At 59.5% G+C, this 15,936-nt stretch carries 15 protein-coding genes and 1 pseudogene; all 16 read left to right on the top strand.

What is annotated here, in order from left to right; translation table 11 throughout:
* Positions 1 to 1,369: sigma-54 dependent transcriptional regulator (locus AC1DSG_RS17010; protein WP_477791925.1), on the top strand; the 1,369-nt coding region annotated here is incomplete at its 5' end.
* 109 nt (positions 1,370 to 1,478) lie between these two features.
* On the top strand, positions 1,479 to 2,702 hold the full coding sequence (locus AC1DSG_RS17005; protein ID WP_477791924.1) for a sensor histidine kinase: 1,224 nt from the start codon (positions 1,479 to 1,481) through the stop codon (positions 2,700 to 2,702).
* A 5-nt stretch (positions 2,703 to 2,707) separates the two neighbouring features.
* Positions 2,708 to 4,093, top strand: coding sequence for a sigma-54-dependent transcriptional regulator (locus tag AC1DSG_RS17000; protein ID WP_477791926.1), 1,386 nt, complete (start codon positions 2,708 to 2,710; stop codon positions 4,091 to 4,093).
* Between the two features lie 161 nt (positions 4,094 to 4,254).
* Positions 4,255 to 4,584 carry a flagellar hook-basal body complex protein FliE gene (fliE, locus tag AC1DSG_RS16995; RefSeq protein ID WP_477791923.1) on the top strand — a complete coding sequence of 110 codons (330 nt, stop codon included), beginning with the start codon at positions 4,255 to 4,257 and terminating at the stop codon, positions 4,582 to 4,584.
* Positions 4,585 to 4,598: 14 nt separating this feature from the next.
* Positions 4,599 to 6,380, top strand: coding sequence for a flagellar basal-body MS-ring/collar protein FliF (gene fliF, locus AC1DSG_RS16990; RefSeq protein WP_477791922.1), 1,782 nt, complete (start codon positions 4,599 to 4,601; stop codon positions 6,378 to 6,380).
* Positions 6,373 to 7,392, top strand: a complete 1,020-nt coding sequence (gene fliG, locus AC1DSG_RS16985; RefSeq protein WP_477791921.1) for a flagellar motor switch protein FliG — start codon at positions 6,373 to 6,375, stop codon at positions 7,390 to 7,392. Before fliF ends, fliG begins: the two co-directional genes overlap by 8 nt.
* Before the next feature lie 7 nt (positions 7,393 to 7,399).
* Entirely contained in the window at positions 7,400 to 8,203 is an 804-nt protein-coding gene (gene fliH / locus AC1DSG_RS16980; RefSeq protein WP_477791920.1) for a flagellar assembly protein FliH, read from the top strand.
* Positions 8,193 to 9,551 (top strand): flagellar protein export ATPase FliI, encoded by a 1,359-nt coding sequence (fliI, locus tag AC1DSG_RS16975; RefSeq protein ID WP_477791919.1) that lies wholly within the window; start codon positions 8,193 to 8,195, stop codon positions 9,549 to 9,551. The genes fliH and fliI overlap by 11 nt, the downstream gene beginning before the upstream one ends.
* A gap of 6 nt (positions 9,552 to 9,557) precedes the next feature.
* Complete coding sequence (gene fliJ / locus AC1DSG_RS16970) at positions 9,558 to 10,007, top strand: flagellar export protein FliJ (RefSeq protein WP_477791918.1); 450 nt, start codon at positions 9,558 to 9,560, stop codon at positions 10,005 to 10,007.
* 214 nt (positions 10,008 to 10,221) lie between these two features.
* Positions 10,222 to 10,530, top strand: a complete 309-nt coding sequence (locus AC1DSG_RS16965) for an STAS domain-containing protein (RefSeq protein WP_477791917.1) — start codon at positions 10,222 to 10,224, stop codon at positions 10,528 to 10,530.
* Positions 10,531 to 10,535: 5 nt separating this feature from the next.
* On the top strand, positions 10,536 to 12,239 hold the full coding sequence (locus AC1DSG_RS16960; RefSeq protein ID WP_477791916.1) for an ATP-binding SpoIIE family protein phosphatase: 1,704 nt from the start codon (positions 10,536 to 10,538) through the stop codon (positions 12,237 to 12,239).
* A 30-nt stretch (positions 12,240 to 12,269) separates the two neighbouring features.
* Positions 12,270 to 12,617 (top strand): Hpt domain-containing protein, encoded by a 348-nt coding sequence (locus AC1DSG_RS16955; RefSeq protein ID WP_477791915.1) that lies wholly within the window; start codon positions 12,270 to 12,272, stop codon positions 12,615 to 12,617.
* A 105-nt stretch (positions 12,618 to 12,722) separates the two neighbouring features.
* On the top strand, positions 12,723 to 14,012 hold the full coding sequence (locus AC1DSG_RS16950; protein ID WP_477791914.1) for a flagellar hook-length control protein FliK: 1,290 nt from the start codon (positions 12,723 to 12,725) through the stop codon (positions 14,010 to 14,012).
* Positions 14,013 to 14,230: 218 nt separating this feature from the next.
* Positions 14,231 to 14,728, top strand: a complete 498-nt coding sequence (gene fliL, locus AC1DSG_RS16945; protein WP_477791913.1) for a flagellar basal body-associated protein FliL — start codon at positions 14,231 to 14,233, stop codon at positions 14,726 to 14,728.
* A 9-nt stretch (positions 14,729 to 14,737) separates the two neighbouring features.
* The gene (fliM, locus tag AC1DSG_RS16940; RefSeq protein ID WP_477791912.1) at positions 14,738 to 15,706 is read left to right on the top strand and encodes a flagellar motor switch protein FliM; all 969 of its coding nucleotides are present in this window, start codon (positions 14,738 to 14,740) and stop codon (positions 15,704 to 15,706) included.
* A gap of 68 nt (positions 15,707 to 15,774) precedes the next feature.
* Positions 15,775 to 15,936, top strand: a pseudogene (gene fliN, locus AC1DSG_RS16935) (flagellar motor switch protein FliN); the annotation flags it as partial.

The raw sequence follows: 15,936 nt of genomic DNA, 5'->3' as shown, positions 1-15,936 counted from the left end.
CCATGAGTGGCAGCAGGCTGTCGGCTCTTTGTCATCAAGTCGTGACGTGATCTGTGTCCTCATCGGGTCGGTTAATGCTTCTGGCGCACTTACGGGCTTGCTAAAGACACTCGCAACCTGGGATGAGTTCCTTCCGGTTTTGTTAATGGGCGATAATTCTGCCGTTGACTTGCCAGAAGACCAGCGACGTCGAGTGCTGTCGACCCTCGAAATGCCACCCAGCTACAGCAAATTGCTCGACTCCCTGCACCGTGCTCAGGTCTATCGCGAAATGTACGACCAGGCTCGCGAGCGCGGTCGTCACCGTGAACCCAATCTGTTCCGCAGCCTTGTCGGCACCAGCCGGGCGATTCAACACGTGCGTCAGATGATGCAACAAGTGGCTGACACCGACGCCAGCGTACTGATTCTTGGCGAGTCCGGCACCGGCAAGGAAGTGGTTGCGCGCAACTTGCACTATCACTCCAGGCGTCGTGAGGCGCCATTCGTTCCGGTCAATTGTGGGGCGATCCCGGCCGAGTTGCTGGAAAGCGAATTGTTCGGCCACGAGAAGGGCGCCTTCACCGGGGCGATCACCAGCCGTGCCGGGCGTTTCGAGCTGGCTAATGGCGGCACCCTGTTTCTTGATGAAATCGGCGACATGCCGCTGCCGATGCAGGTCAAGCTGCTGCGTGTCCTGCAGGAGCGCACCTTCGAGCGCGTGGGCAGTAACAAGACCYAAAGTGTCGACGTGCGCATCATTGCCGCGACCCACAAGAACCTCGAAAGCATGATCGAGATCGGCACGTTCCGCGAAGACTTGTATTACCGCCTGAACGTGTTCCCGATCGAGATGGCGCCCCTGCGCGRACGTGTCGAAGACATCCCGCTGCTGATGAACGAATTGATCTCGCGCATGGAGCACGAGAAGCGCGGGTCGATCCGTTTCAACTCCGCCGCRATCATGTCGCTGTGCCGTCACGGTTGGCCGGGCAACGTTCGCGAACTCGCCAACCTGGTGGAGCGCATGGCGATCATGCACCCCTACGGGGTAATCGGTGTGATCGAGTTGCCGAAGAAATTCCGCTACGTCGATGACGAAGACGAGCAGTTGGTCGACAGCCTGCGCAATGATCTTGAAGAGCGGGTGGCCATCAATGGTCATTCCCCGGACTTCACCACCACTGCCATGCTGCCCCCGGAAGGCCTGGACCTGAAGGACTATCTCGGTGGTCTGGAGCAGGGGCTTATTCAGCAAGCGCTGGATGATGCCAATGGCATTGTGGCGCGCGCTGCTGAACGCCTGCGTATTCGTCGCACCACGCTGGTGGAGAAGATGCGCAAGTACGGCATGAGCCGTCGCGACGGTGATGAACAGGCAGATGATTGACGCCTGTTTTTCAAGTCCTTCATTTTTGGGCGGTTTTTTTAGGCACGGGTATTGCTACGTCCCTCGCAACGTTCCGTTTAACTGACGGTCAACCAAGCGAGAGAGCACAATGCCCCAAGCCGCCCAGTTGTCTCCTGTCCCTGACGTTTCGGGGCAGCCGTCGTCCGTAGAGCAGGCAAGCCGGCTTGGCCTTGAGCAGGCGTTTGCGCTGTTCAGTCAGATGTCGAGTCAACTGACCGACTCCTACAGCCTGCTTGAAGCCCGGGTCACCGAGCTCAAGGGTGAGTTGGCGGTGGTCAGTGCACAGCGCATGCAAGAGCTGGCGGAAAAAGAACGCCTGGCTAATCGTCTGCAAAATCTCCTCGACCTGTTGCCCGGCGGCGTCATCGTAATCGATGCCCAAGGCATTGTGCGCGAAGCCAATCCGGCGGCGTGCGAATTGCTCGGTCTGCCGCTCGAAGGTGAACTCTGGCGCCAGGTCATCGCCCGTTGTTTCGCGCCTCGTAAAGACGACGGTCATGAAATCTCTCTCAAGGACGGTCGGCGTCTGTCGATTGCCACTCGCTCGCTGGACGCTGAGCCAGGTCAGTTGGTGCTGCTGAACGACTTGACTGAAACCCGTCATCTGCAAGATCAGTTGGCCCGTCACGAGCGCTTGTCTTCCCTCGGCCGAATGGTCGCCTCCCTGGCTCATCAAATTCGTACGCCGTTGTCAGCTGCTTTGCTTTATGCCAGTCACTTGGCTGAGAAAGAGCTGCCAGTCGCCACGCAGCAGCGTTTTGCCGGTCGCCTGAAAGAGCGTTTGCATGAGCTGGAACATCAGGTTCGCGACATGCTGGTGTTCGCACGCGGCGAGCTGCCGCTGACCGACCGCATCACGCCGAAACAGTTGATGCAATCGCTGCAAGCGGCAGCACTGACGCATGTTCAAGACCTGTCAGTCCGTTGGCAGTGCGACAGTCACGCTGGCGAGTTGCTGTGTAATCGCGACACGCTGATCGGGGCGATCCTCAATCTGGTCGAGAATGCGATTCAGGCGAGTGCCGGCGATGTCCGCTTGAAGGTTCACTTTTATACCCGTGAAAACACCCTGCGCGTGTGCGTTAGCGACGGCGGCAGTGGCATCGGCAGCCACGTCCTGGCACGTCTGGGGGAGCCGTTTTTCACCACCAAAACCACTGGGACGGGCTTGGGTCTGACCGTGGTCAAGGCGGTGGCGCGTGCGCATCAGGGAGAATTGAAGCTACGCTCGCGACCGGGGCGCGGCACGTGTGCGCAAGTGATTCTGCCGCTTTTTTCGGGTGATAAACCCAGTGCCCAGGGAGTGCAATGAAAGGCATGGCAATCAAGGTTTTACTGGTCGAGGATGATCGCGCACTACGCGACGCATTGGCCGATACGCTGTTGCTGGCGGGGCACGATTTCAAGGCGGTGGGTTCGGCAGAGGATGCGTTGGCGGCGGTGGTTGTCGAGGCGTTCAATCTGGTGATCAGTGACGTCAATATGCCGGGCATGGACGGGCACCAGCTGCTCGGTTTGCTGCGGGCGCGTCAGCCGCAATTGCCGGTGTTGCTGATGACGGCCCATGGTGCCGTCGAACGGGCCGTTGATGCGATGCGTCAGGGGGCGGCGGATTATCTGGTCAAACCGTTCGAGCCCAAGGCTTTGCTTGATTTGGTGGCGCGTCATGCGTTGGGTAATCTCGGTACGGTCGAGGGCGAAGGTCCGGTCGCATTCGAGCCGGCCAGTGCTCAGTTGCTGGAGTTGGCCGCCCGAGTGGCGCGCAGTGATTCCACGGTATTGATCTCTGGGGAATCCGGCACCGGTAAAGAAGTGTTGGCCCGCTACATCCACCAGCATTCCCATCGCGCCAGTCAGCCGTTTATTGCGATCAACTGCGCAGCGATCCCCGACAATATGCTCGAAGCCACGTTGTTCGGTCACGAAAAGGGTTCGTTCACGGGCGCCATTGCGGCGCAGGCCGGCAAGTTCGAACAGGCTGACGGCGGCACGATTCTGCTCGATGAAATTTCCGAAATGCCCCTCGGCCTCCAGGCCAAGTTGCTGCGCGTTTTGCAGGAGCGTGAAGTCGAACGGGTGGGCGCACGCAAAACGATMACGCTGGACATTCGGGTCGTGGCCACCACCAACCGCGATCTGGCTGGCGAAGTGGCGGCGGGGCGTTTTCGTGAAGACCTTTACTATCGGCTGTCGGTGTTTCCGCTGGCCTGGCGTCCGCTGCGCGAGCGCACGGCCGACATCCTGCCGCTGGCTGAGCGACTGTTGGCCAAACACGTCAATAAAATGAAGCATGCAGTGGCGCGGCTGTCCCCCGAAGCGCAGGCGTGCCTGATTGGTTATCCGTGGCCGGGCAATGTGCGTGAGTTGGACAATGCCATTCAGCGCGCCTTGATTCTGCAGCAGGGCGGAGTGATCCAGCCGCAGGATTTCTGTCTGGTCGGGGCAGTGACCTGCGCGCCGTTGCCCGTTTCGTCGCCGGTGCCTGTTCGCGCGTCAGAGGGCGAGGCCGAATCGGCAGGTGCCTTGGGTGACGACCTGCGGCGTCGCGAATTCCAGATGATCATCGATACCCTGCGTTCTGAGCGCGGCCGTCGCAAAGAAGCGGCTGAACGCCTGGGCATTAGTCCCAGGACCCTGCGCTACAAGCTGGCGCAAATGCGTGATGCAGGAATGGACGTGGAAGCTTACTTGTTCGCCACCTGATCCCTGTAGCAGGCTTCGCCAGCTGCTACAGATTGCGTTAGGGCTTGAATAGAGGTTGGGTTTTGTTTAGAGCCATCACGGAGCTGGCACCCTTGTTGCTAACACCTCTCTACCCGCCGAGTGAGTGTCAAAAAAATGCGGGTTGCCAACGAGAGTAGATCATGAGCCAAGGTATTGAATTCAATCGGTTGATGCTGGATATGCGTTCCATGCAAATGGATGCCATGTCTGCGCCTAAATCGACAGCCGCAATCCCTGAATTGGGTGGTAGCAGCTTTTCCGACATGCTCGGTCAAGCCATCAATAAAGTGAACGACACTCAGCAGGCGTCCACTCAGTTGGCCAGTGCCTTCGAGATCGGCAAGAGCGGCGTCGACTTGACAGACGTCATGATTTCCTCGCAGAAGGCTAGTGTCTCTTTCCAGGCGTTGACGCAAGTGCGTAACAAGCTGGTCCAGGCTTACCAAGACATCATGCAGATGCCGGTTTAAGGACGAATTGAGTCATGGCAGAAGCAGGCGCCGATAACGTTCCGGCCAGGGTCAATCCAATAGACGGGAAACCGCCGCTGTTTGGGTTGTCCTTCCTGGAGAACCTCTCCGAGATGACCATGTTGCGTCAGGTGGGCCTGTTGGTTGGCCTGGCTGCGAGCGTGGCGATAGGTTTTGCCGTGGTGCTGTGGTCTCAGCAGCCGGACTACCGGCCTCTGTACGGCAGCCTTGCCGGTATGGACGCCAAGCAGGTCATGGATACCCTGGCCTCCGCCGATATTCCTTACACCGTTGAACCGAACTCTGGCGCATTGCTGGTCAAGGCCGATGATTTGTCCCGTGCGCGACTTAAACTCGCGGCGGCCGGTGTCACTCCCAGCGACGGCAACATCGGCTTTGAAATCCTCGACAAGGACCAGGGCCTGGGGACCAGCCAGTTCATGGAAGCGACCCGTTATCGTCGCGGTCTCGAAGGCGAATTGGCACGCACCATTTCCAGTCTGAACAACGTCAAGGGCGCCCGCGTACACCTGGCGATTCCGAAAAGTTCGGTGTTCGTGCGTGACGAACGCAAGCCGAGCGCTTCGGTTCTGGTTGAATTGTATTCCGGTCGTTCGCTGGAGCCGGGTCAAGTGGTGGCGATCATCAACCTGGTCGCGACCAGTGTTCCTGAACTGAGTAAATCCCAGATCACCGTCGTCGACCAGAAGGGAAACCTGCTGTCGGATCAGGCGGAAAACTCCGAACTGACCATGGCCGGCAAGCAATTCGATTACAGCCGCCGCATGGAAAGCATGCTGACCCAGCGCGTGCACAACATCCTGCAACCGGTGCTGGGCAACGATCGCTATAAAGCCGAAGTGTCTGCCGACGTCGATTTCAGTACCGTCGAATCGACCTCCGAGCAATTCAACCCGGATCAACCGGCGTTGCGCAGCGAGCAATCGGTCAACGAACAACGCACCGCCAGCAATGGCCCGCAAGGTGTGCCGGGAGCTCTGAGCAACCAGCCGCCGTCGCCAGCCTCGGCACCGCAATCCACCAGTGGTACGACTGCGTCGGCCGGCATGGTGCAGCCAGGTCAGCCGTTGATCGATGCCAACGGTCAACAAATCATGGACCCTGCCACCGGTCAGCCGATGCTGGCGCCGTACCCGGCCGACAAGCGTCAACAATCCACCAAGAACTTCGAACTCGACCGCTCCATCAGCCACACCAGGCAACAGCAGGGCCGACTCAATCGCCTGTCGGTATCGGTGGTGGTGGACGATCAGGTCAAGGTCAACGCCGCCAACGGCGAAACTACCCGGGCACCGTGGACCGCTGATGAATTGGCGCGCTTCACCCGTCTGGTGCAGGATGCGGTCGGTTTCGATGCCAGCCGTGGCGACAGCGTCAGTGTGATCAACATGCCGTTCTCCGCAGAGCGCGGTGAAGTGATTGCCGATATTGCGTTCTACTCGCAGCCGTGGTTCTGGGACGTCGTCAAGCAATTGCTGGGTGTCTTGTTCATCCTGGTGCTGGTGTTCGGCGTGCTGCGTCCGGTACTCAACAACATCACCGGTGGCGGCAAAGATAAACAGCTGATCGGCAGCGACGTCGAGTTGGGTGGCATGGGCGGCCTGGATGGCGAACTGGCCAACGACCGCGTCAGCCTCGGCGGCCCGCAAAGCATCCTGCTGCCAAGCCCGAGCGAGGGCTATGACGCGCAGTTGAATGCAATCAAGAGTCTGGTGGCAGAAGACCCGGGTCGCGTGGCCCAGGTCGTGAAAGAGTGGATTAACGCAGATGAGTGATAACCGAGCCGTTGCCGCCAAACTGTCCAAGGTCGACAAAGCCGCGATTCTGCTGCTGTCCCTCGGTTCGACCGATGCTGCACAGGTATTGCGTCACATGGGGCCTAAAGAGGTCCAGCGCGTGGGTGTAGCGATGGCCCAGATGGGCAACGTGCACCGCGAGCAGGTCGAGCAGGTCATGAGCGAGTTCGTCAACATCGTCGGTGACCAGACCAGCCTGGGCGTCGGCTCCGACGACTACGTGCGCAAAATGCTCACCCAGGCCTTGGGCGAAGACAAGGCCAACGGCCTGATCGACCGCATCCTCTTGGGTGGCAACACCAGTGGCCTCGACAGCCTGAAGTGGATGGAGCCGCGTGCCGTTGCCGACGTGATCCGTTACGAGCACCCACAGATCCAGGCGATCGTTGTGGCGTATCTCGACCCTGATCAGGCCGGTGAAGTACTCGGCAACTTCGACCACAAGGTCCGACTGGACATCATCCTGCGGGTCTCCTCGCTGAACACCGTACAGCCGGCTGCCCTGAAAGAACTCAACCAGATTCTCGAGAAGCAGTTCTCCGGCAATTCGAATGCCTCGCGCACCAACCTGGGTGGCATCAAGCGTGCGGCCGATATCATGAACTTCCTAGACAGCTCGATCGAAGGCCAGTTGATGGACTCGATCCGCGAAGTCGACGAAGACCTGTCCGGCCAGATCGAAGACCTCATGTTCGTGTTCAACAACCTGTCCGATGTCGACGACCGCGGGATTCAGGCGTTGCTGCGCGAAGTGTCCTCCGACGTGCTGGTACTGGCCCTCAAGGGGTCGGACGAAAGCGTCAAGGAAAAGATCTTCAAGAACATGTCCAAACGAGCGGCCGAACTGTTGCGCGACGACCTTGAGGCCAAAGGCCCGGTGCGTGTCAGCGATGTGGAAACCGCGCAGAAAGAAATCCTCACCATTGCCCGCCGTATGGCCGAAGCCGGAGAAATCGTTCTCGGCGGGAAGGGCGGCGAAGAGATGATCTAAGGTCACTATGTCGTCTAAACATGATGAGTTTCAGACCGACTTGATTCGTGGCAAACACGTTGCCGGTTTCGACGTCTGGGCGCTGCCCAGTTTCGACCCTTTTGTGCCGGAGCCTGACCCCGAGCCCGAGCCACCGCAGATGGAAGAAGTGCCGCTGGACGAAGTCCAGCCACTGACCCTCGAAGAACTCGAAGCGATTCGCCAGGAGGCCTACAACGAAGGCTTCGCCGTGGGCGAGAAAGAAGGTTTTCACAGCACCACGCTCAAAGTTCGTCAGGAAGCCGAAGCGGCGCTGGCGCCGAAGATTGCCGGTCTTGAACAACTGATGGTCAACCTGTTCGAGCCTATCGCCGAGCAGGACACTTTCATTGAGCGGTCCATGGTCGACCTCGTGCAGCACATCACCAAACAAGTGATTCAGCGCGAACTGGCCATCGACTCGACGCAGATCGAACACGTCATGCGTGAAGCGCTCAAGCTCTTGCCTTTGGGCGTGGGCAATGTGCGTTTGTACATCAATCCGCAGGACTTCGAACAAGTCAAAGCGTTGCGCGAACGCCACGAAGAAACCTGGCGCATCGTCGAAGACGAGTCGTTGTTGCCCGGTGGTTGCCGGGTTGAAACGGAACACAGTCGCATCGACGCCACCGTCGAAACCCGCGTCGCCCAAGTCATGGCCAAGCTGCTCGATCAGTTGCACGATCAGACGCTGCACCCATCTGCACCGGATCTGCACCTGGAGCTGCCGATYGACGAAAAGCCTGCCGTGGCGCCGCTCGAGCCGCAACTGGACGATCCTGATGCGCCTTGAACGCACCAGCTTCGCCAAGCGCCTGGGCGGTTACGCCGAGGCCACGGAGCTTGCCGGCGCGCCGGTTCTGGAAGGCCGCTTGCTGCGCATGGTCGGCCTGACCCTCGAAGCTGAAGGCTTGCGCGCTGCCATGGGTAGCCGCTGCATGGTCATCAACGACGACAGCTACCACCCGGTGCAGGTCGAAGCCGAGGTCATGGGATTCTCCGGCAGCAAAGTATTCCTGATGCCTGTGGGCAGCGTTGCTGGCATTGCCCCCGGTGCCCGTGTGGTCCCGCTCGCCGATACCGGCCGCTTGCCAATGGGCATGAGCATGCTGGGCCGGGTGCTCGATGGCGCCGGTCGTGCGCTGGACGGCAAAGGCGGGATGAAAGCCGAAGACTGGGTGTCGATGGACGGTCCCGCCATCAACCCGCTCAAGCGTGAACCGATCAGCGAACCGCTGGATGTGGGCATTCGCACCATCAACGGTTTGTTGACAGTCGGTCGCGGCCAGCGTCTCGGGCTGTTCGCCGGTACTGGTGTCGGTAAATCGGTACTGCTGGGCATGATGACTCGCTTCACCGAGGCCGACATTATCGTGGTCGGACTGATCGGTGAGCGGGGGCGCGAAGTCAAGGAATTCATCGAGCACAGCCTCGGTGAAGAAGGGCTCAAGCGTTCCGTGGTCGTGGCGTCTCCAGCGGACGATGCGCCGCTGATGCGTCTGCGCGCGGCGATGTATTGCACGCGTATCGCCGAGTATTTCCGCGACAAGGGCAAGAATGTCCTGTTGCTCATGGATTCCCTGACTCGTTTCGCCCAGGCCCAGCGGGAAATCGCCCTGGCCATTGGCGAGCCGCCGGCCACCAAGGGGTATCCGCCGTCGGTATTCGCCAAGTTGCCAAAATTGGTGGAGCGGGCCGGCAACGCCGAAAAGGGCGGTGGTTCGATCACCGCGTTCTACACCGTGTTGTCCGAAGGCGATGATCAGCAAGACCCGATCGCCGATGCCGCGCGCGGCGTGCTCGACGGGCACATCGTGTTGTCCCGTCGACTGGCTGAAGAGGGTCATTACCCGGCCATCGATATCGAAGCATCCATCAGCCGGGTCATGCCGTCGGTGGTCAGCCCGGAACACATGACCCGCGCGCAGATGTTCAAGCAGTACTGGTCTCGCTATCAGCAGAGTCGTGATTTGATCAGTGTCGGTGCTTATGTGCCGGGCGGTGATCGTGAAACCGACACGGCGATTTCGCTCCAGCCGGCCATGGTCACGTACCTGCGTCAGGGTTTGAACGACAACATCGGCATGGGCGCCAGCGTCAACCATCTCGCTTCCATCTTCGCTCCGGCAGCGGGCGGCTAACCGACCATGGCCATAAGTCGAGCCGCGCGCCTGGTGCCGGTGGTGGACATGGCCGAAAAGGCCGAGAAAACCGCCGTCCTGCGCCTCGGGCATTTTCAGGGGCAGGTGCGTGTGGCAGAAAGCAAGCTGGCCGACCTTGAAGCCTTCCGCCTCGAATACCAGGAACAATGGATCGTGCGCGGCAGCAGTGGCGTTTCCGGCCAGTGGTTGCTGGGGTATCAGGGCTTTCTGGCGCAACTGGGCACCGCCATCGATCAGCAGCGGCAGAGCCTGAACTGGCACCAAAATAACCTGAACAAGGCGCGAGATACCTGGCAACAGGCGTTCGCCCGTGTCGAAGGATTGCGAAAACTTGTGCAGCGTTACAAGGATGAGGCACAACAGTTGGAAGACAAACGCGAGCAGAAGCTGCTGGATGAGTTGTCGCAGCGCTTGCCGAGGCATGATCCGTATTGAATCAGTGGTTCCRTGTCATCGTTCTTCGCGGGCAAGCCACGCTCCCACAGGATTCGTGTTGTTCGTATTTGCTTTGAACGACACGAATCCTGTGGGAGYGTGGCTTGCCCGCGATGGCGTACTCGAAGACTCTGCAACTTACCAGTCTTGCCCCTATCCCTGCCAAGTGCTAAACCTTGTGCAGCACGCTAGCCAATGACAAGGAAGCCGTTAAATGACAGTCACAGCAGAACTATCCCGGGATGGGAAACAACTTACGATATCGGTCAAGGGACGATTCGATTTCGCCAAGCATCTGGAATTTCGTAAGTCGTACGAGCGCAAAGACGGCAAGATGCCGAAATCGGTGGTAGTCGACTTGAAAGACGCAACCTACCTCGATAGCTCGGCGCTGGGCATGTTGCTCCTGCTGCGGGATCACTCTGGCGGAGACAGATCCGATATTCGTGTGGTCAATAGCAGTTCGGATGTCCGGAAAATCCTCGCTATCTCCAACTTCGACAAGCTGTTCGACATCAGTTGACGGGCATGCAGTCACTCGAACCCCTGACGATACTCATCGCCGAAGACAGCGCGGCCGATCGCATGCTGCTGTCGCATATCGTCCGCCGCCAGGGTCATGAAGTGTTGACGGCCGCCCATGGTGCCGATGCGGTCGATACATTTCGCCAGCAACGACCGCACTTGGTGTTGATGGACGCCATGATGCCGGTGATGGACGGTTTCGAGGCCGCGCGGCAGATAAAGTTGTTGGCCGGGGAAACCCTGGTGCCGATCATCTTCCTGACCTCGCTCAGCGAAAGCGAAGCCCTGGCCCGATGCCTGGAGGCTGGCGGCGATGACTTTCTGGCAAAGCCCTACAACCCGGTTATTCTGGCGGCCAAGATCAAGGCGATGGATCGCTTGCGCCGCTTGCAAGCTACCGTGCTGCAACAGCGTGACCTGATCGCCAGACATCACGAGTATTTGCTCAATGAGCAGCGGGTGGCCAAGGCGGTGTTCGACAAGGTGGCGCATTCCGGCTGTCTGAGTGCGCCGAACATCCGCTACCTGCAATCGCCTTACGCGCTGTTCAACGGTGACCTGCTGTTGGCTACTTTCAACCCGGCTGGCGACATGCACGTTTTGTTGGGGGACTTCACCGGCCATGGTTTGCCAGCGGCCGTGGGCGCCATGCCACTTGCCGAAGTCTTCTACGGCATGACGGCCAAGGGCTACGGCCTGCCTGAAACCCTGCGGGAAATGAACGCCAAGCTCAAACGCATCCTGCCGGTGGACATGTTCTGCTGCGCCACGTTGTTGTGTTTGAGCTTTCAACGACGCTCGGTGGAGGTCTGGAATGGCGGAATGCCGGACGGCTATCTGCACGCCATCGCCACGGGGGAGCGCAAGCCGCTGACATCGCGCCACCTGCCCTTGGGCGTGCTGAGCCCGCAAACCTTCGATGACCGCACCGAAGTGTTCCCGATGGCTGTCGGGGATCGAGTGTTCCTGCTGTCCGACGGGGTCATCGACACGTGTGATGGCGACGAACAATTGTTTGGCGTGGAGCGGTTGCGGCAGGTGTTTGTGGCCAATCGTCAGCCTGACACGCTGTTGGAGGAAATCGAACAGGCCCTGCGGGATTTTGGCGGCGACGCCCGCGATGACGTGAGCATGGTCGAAGTCAGTCTGTTGGAGGCGGCGCAACTGAGCCCGCCTGCGCTGGTGTACTCCGACAGCGGCCAGTCCTGTCCGCTGGACTGGTCGGCAAGTTTTGAATTCCGCGCCGCGACCCTCAAGCGTTTCAATCCGTTGCCCTACCTGTTGCAGTTACTGCTTGAGGTTCACGGGTTGCGGGCTCAAAGCGGTGCGCTCTACAGTGTGCTCTCCGAGCTGTATTCCAACGCACTKGAACATGGCGTGCTGGGTCTGGATTCAAGCCTCAAGCGCGATGCATCGGGCTTTGCGCGCTATTATCTTCAGCGCAATGAACGGCTGGATGCATTGCAGGACGGTTACGTGCGGGTGCATTTGCAGGTCACGCCAGAAGGCAAGGGCGGTTGCCTGACTGTTCGGGTTGAAGACAGTGGCAAGGGTTTTGACGTGGCGCGGGCGCTGGAACGACCGCTTGATGGTGTCCGTCTCTCGGGCCGTGGCGTGAGCCTTGTCCGCCAGTTGGGCCGAAATGCGAGCTGGTCTGACGAGGGGCGCAGTGCGCGCGTGGAGTTTTTTTGGGAGGCTCTGGCATAATTCACGCATTCTTGATCAAGGAGAGAGCAAGTGGCTGACATACATCTGGACCCAGACGTGCTGAGCGCGTTGCGGGAAGTGATGGAGGATGAGTACCCAGACCTGCTGGAGACGTTTCTTCGCGATTCCGAAGAGCGTTTGAGTGACTTGCGAAAGGCCAAAGATGCCTCCCGGTTTATGAATGCCGCTCATAGTTTCAAGGGCAGCAGCAGCAATATGGGCGCCGTTCGCCTGGCTAAGCTGTGTCATGAACTGGAGCAATGCGCCAAGGAAAGAAAAATGGCGGACATTGAAAAACTGCTTGAAAAAATCGACAGCGAATTCGCCATCATCCGACCGCTATATGAAGCAGAAAGACAGCGCTCTCTCTCCGGGTAATCTGACCATTCGGTGTTGTTAACGCCGCTTTGGTCATGCTGGCCCGACCCTTGCAGTCAACTCACTCAACTGTACCTATGATCCCAGTGCAGCGGAGACCGTTTCATGCCCGTTACCCCCAATTCACTTCTTCAGGCCAGCCCAGCGGCCAAGACGCTCGCTGTTTCCGTCAATACCTCGGCGGTGGCAGCCGAGCCCGGGGACAAGGCGTCCAGCTTCGCTCAGGTCTATGCCAATCAGGGTCAGGACAAGCCTGCTGCGGACGCGAACAAATCCACCACACCGGCAACGGACACTGCGACGCAAGACACCGCAGAATCCGACGCCAGCAGCGATAACGCTGCCGCCTCGGAACCTTCGGTTGCCGATAGCGGCAATTCCTTGCCCGCCGAAAAACCGGCGCCGGTCGAGGGGGCCAGCGATGTCGCGCCGGGTACGAGTCAGACGCCGGTGCTCGACACCGCCCCAATCGATCCGTCCCTCGCCCAAGCCTTGATGGCGGCAGCGCAGTCGCAGGTCACGGCGCCTGTAGCTACCGCTTCTGCGCAAGCCACTGCAACCACCGACAGCGACTTCGATCCTGAAGCCGACCCGCTCGATGCCCTGCCAGCAGTGCGTTTGGCCATGGAGCAAAGTGGTCACGTCTCAGCTTCCAGTCAGGCTCAGGTGAAAGCTTCCCCGGCCCAGGCCCAGGCAGACGGTGAAGCGACCTCTGCGCAGAACTTTACTGCCGGCATGGAGAGCTTGGTCGATCTGCAAACCGACAAGGACAGCACCCGTCAAGGCGGCGAGAAAGCGTTCAGTGGACTCATTGATGACGGCCTGAAAGACCTGAAAACTGCCAGCAGTGATACCCGTGTCGATGACTTCGCCAACCGTCTGGCGGCATTGACTCAAGCGGCCACCCCTAAGACGGCCAACGCGTTGCCGGTGAATCAGYCGATCGCCATGCATCAGAGTGGCTGGACCGAAGAGGTGGTCAACCGGGTCATGTACCTCTCCAGCGCCAACCTCAAGGCGGCCGACATTCAGTTGCAGCCGGCCGAGCTGGGTCGCCTCGACATTCGGGTGAACATGGTTCCGGACCAACAGACCCAAGTCACTTTCATAAGCGCCCATCCAAGCGTTCGCGAAGCGCTGGACAGTCAAATGCATCGCCTGCGTGACATGTTCACGCAGCAGGGCATGGGGCAGGTTGACGTCAACGTGTCTGATCAGTCGCGTGGCTGGCAAGGTCAGGGGCAGAATCAGGCTCAGCAGGGGCAGGGTGGTCGCACCAGCGCCGGCGGTGGTCGTGTTGATTCCATGGATGATGAAACTGCGCCGTCTGTGGCAGAAGTGTCGGAAGCCGCTACCAGCGTGATCGGCTCCAGCGCGGTCGACTACTACGCCTGATTCAATGCAATACCCCCTGTGGGAGCGAGACCGGCTTGCCGGCGATAGCGGTGTAACAGTCAATGAAGATGTTGAATGTTACTGCCTCATCGCGAGCAGGCTCGCTCCTGCATTGTTTTCGTGGTGCCCCTTAAATCCCCTCCCGACACTTCTGGCATAACACTTGCTCTTGCCTTGCCGTGCGACTGTGAAAACCCGAATAGTGACGGATTATTGGCATGGCGAAGAGCGACGCAGCAGTAAAAGACCCCGCAACCAAAGGCAAGATCAAGCTGATCATTTTGATCGTGGTGGCCATGCTGTTGGCGATTGGCTTGTCCGTGGGGGCGACCTGGTTCTTCATGCACAGCGCCCAGAGCAAGCCTGCCGCGGTGGAAACCGCAGTGGTTGGCAAGCAGTCAGCGATTTTTGAGTCCATGGCGCCGGCCTTCGTGGCCAACTTCAACCAGAATGGCCGTCAGCGCTACATGCAGGTGAGCATCACCATGCAGGGTCGCAATCAGGCCGATCTGGACGCGCTCAAAGTGCACATGCCGGTGATCCGCAACAACCTGGTCATGCTGTTCTCCGGTCAGGATTTCACCACCCTGGCCACGCCGATTGGCCAGGAGATGTTGCGTCAGAAGGCCACGGCCAGCGTGCAGGAAGTGGCGCAGAAAGAGCTCGGCAAAGTGGTGATCGAACAGTTGCTTTTCACTAATTTCGTACTGCAGTAGGAACACGACATGGCCGTGCAGGACCTGCTGTCCCAGGATGAGATCGATGCGCTGTTGCATGGCGTCGACGATGGTCTGGTACAGACCGATGACGTTGCTGAACCCGGCAGCGTCAAAAGCTACGACCTGACCAGCCAGGATCGCATCGTCCGCGGACGCATGCCGACCCTGGAGATGATCAACGAGCGTTTTGCCCGTTACACCCGCATCAGCATGTTCAACTTGCTGCGTCGCTCGGCGGACGTTGCCGTCGGTGGTGTGCAGGTGTTGAAGTTTGGCGAGTACGTGCACTCGCTGTACGTACCGACCAGCCTCAACCTGGTCAAGATCAAGCCGTTGCGCGGCACTGCACTGTTCATCCTCGACGCCAAACTGGTGTTCAAGCTGGTGGACAACTTCTTCGGCGGTGATGGCCGTCACGCCAAGATCGAGGGGCGTGAGTTCACCCCGACCGAACTGCGCGTGGTACGCATGGTGCTGGAGCAGGCCTTCGTCGATTTGAAGGAAGCCTGGCAGGCAATCATGGAAGTGAACTTCGAGTACATCAACTCGGAAGTCAACCCGGCCATGGCCAACATCGTCGGCCCGAGCGAAGCGGTGGTGGTGTCCACGTTCCACATCGAACTCGATGGCGGTGGCGGCGACCTGCACGTGACCATGCCGTACTCGATGATCGAGCCCGTGCGCGAAATGCTCGACGCCGGTTTCCAGTCGGACCTCGACGATCAGGACGAGCGCTGGGTCAATGCCTTGCGTCAGGACGTGCTGGATGTCGATGTACCGATCGGTGCCACGGTTGCCCGTCGCCAGTTGCGCTTGCGCGACATCCTGCATATGCAGCCGGGGGACATTATCCCGGTCGAGATGCCGGAAGAAATGATCATGCGCGCCAACGGCGTGCCTGCCTTCAAGGTCAAGATGGGCTCGCACAAAGGCAACCTCGCGTTGCAAGTGATCGAGCCGATCGAGCGCCACTGACCGGCGCTCAACCTCCTTTGTTTCAACAGACTGCTACTCACTGAATTTTTGCCCGCCGAGGACAAATGATGAACGACGATATGAGCGCCATGGACGACCAGGCACTGGCTGATGAGTGGGCTGCGGCCCTGGAAGAAACCGGTGACGCCGGTCAGGCCGATATCGACGCCTTGCTGGCTGCCGATCGCGCTGGCTCGTCGTCCAACCGTCTGCCGATGGAAGAGTTCGGC

The organism is Pseudomonas sp. P5_A12 (assembly GCF_056400685.1).
The sequence above is the reverse complement of the archived record's forward strand: the minus strand, read 5'-3'. Positions and strand labels throughout refer to the sequence as shown.

Excerpts from the sequence above, each read along its gene's own strand:
- fliE (WP_477791923.1), top strand. The coding sequence starts at position 4,255 with ATGAGCCAAGGTATTGAATTCAATCGGTTGATGCTGGATATGCGTTCC.
- AC1DSG_RS16965 (WP_477791917.1), top strand. The coding sequence starts at position 10,222 with ATGACAGTCACAGCAGAACTATCCCGGGATGGGAAACAACTTACGATA.
- fliG (WP_477791921.1), top strand. The coding sequence starts at position 6,373 with ATGAGTGATAACCGAGCCGTTGCCGCCAAACTGTCCAAGGTCGACAAA.
- fliF (WP_477791922.1), top strand. The coding sequence starts at position 4,599 with ATGGCAGAAGCAGGCGCCGATAACGTTCCGGCCAGGGTCAATCCAATA.
- fliL (WP_477791913.1), top strand. The coding sequence starts at position 14,231 with ATGGCGAAGAGCGACGCAGCAGTAAAAGACCCCGCAACCAAAGGCAAG.
- AC1DSG_RS17005 (WP_477791924.1), top strand. The coding sequence starts at position 1,479 with ATGCCCCAAGCCGCCCAGTTGTCTCCTGTCCCTGACGTTTCGGGGCAG.
- fliI (WP_477791919.1), top strand. The coding sequence starts at position 8,193 with ATGCGCCTTGAACGCACCAGCTTCGCCAAGCGCCTGGGCGGTTACGCC.
- fliM (WP_477791912.1), top strand. The coding sequence starts at position 14,738 with ATGGCCGTGCAGGACCTGCTGTCCCAGGATGAGATCGATGCGCTGTTG.
- fliJ (WP_477791918.1), top strand. The coding sequence starts at position 9,558 with ATGGCCATAAGTCGAGCCGCGCGCCTGGTGCCGGTGGTGGACATGGCC.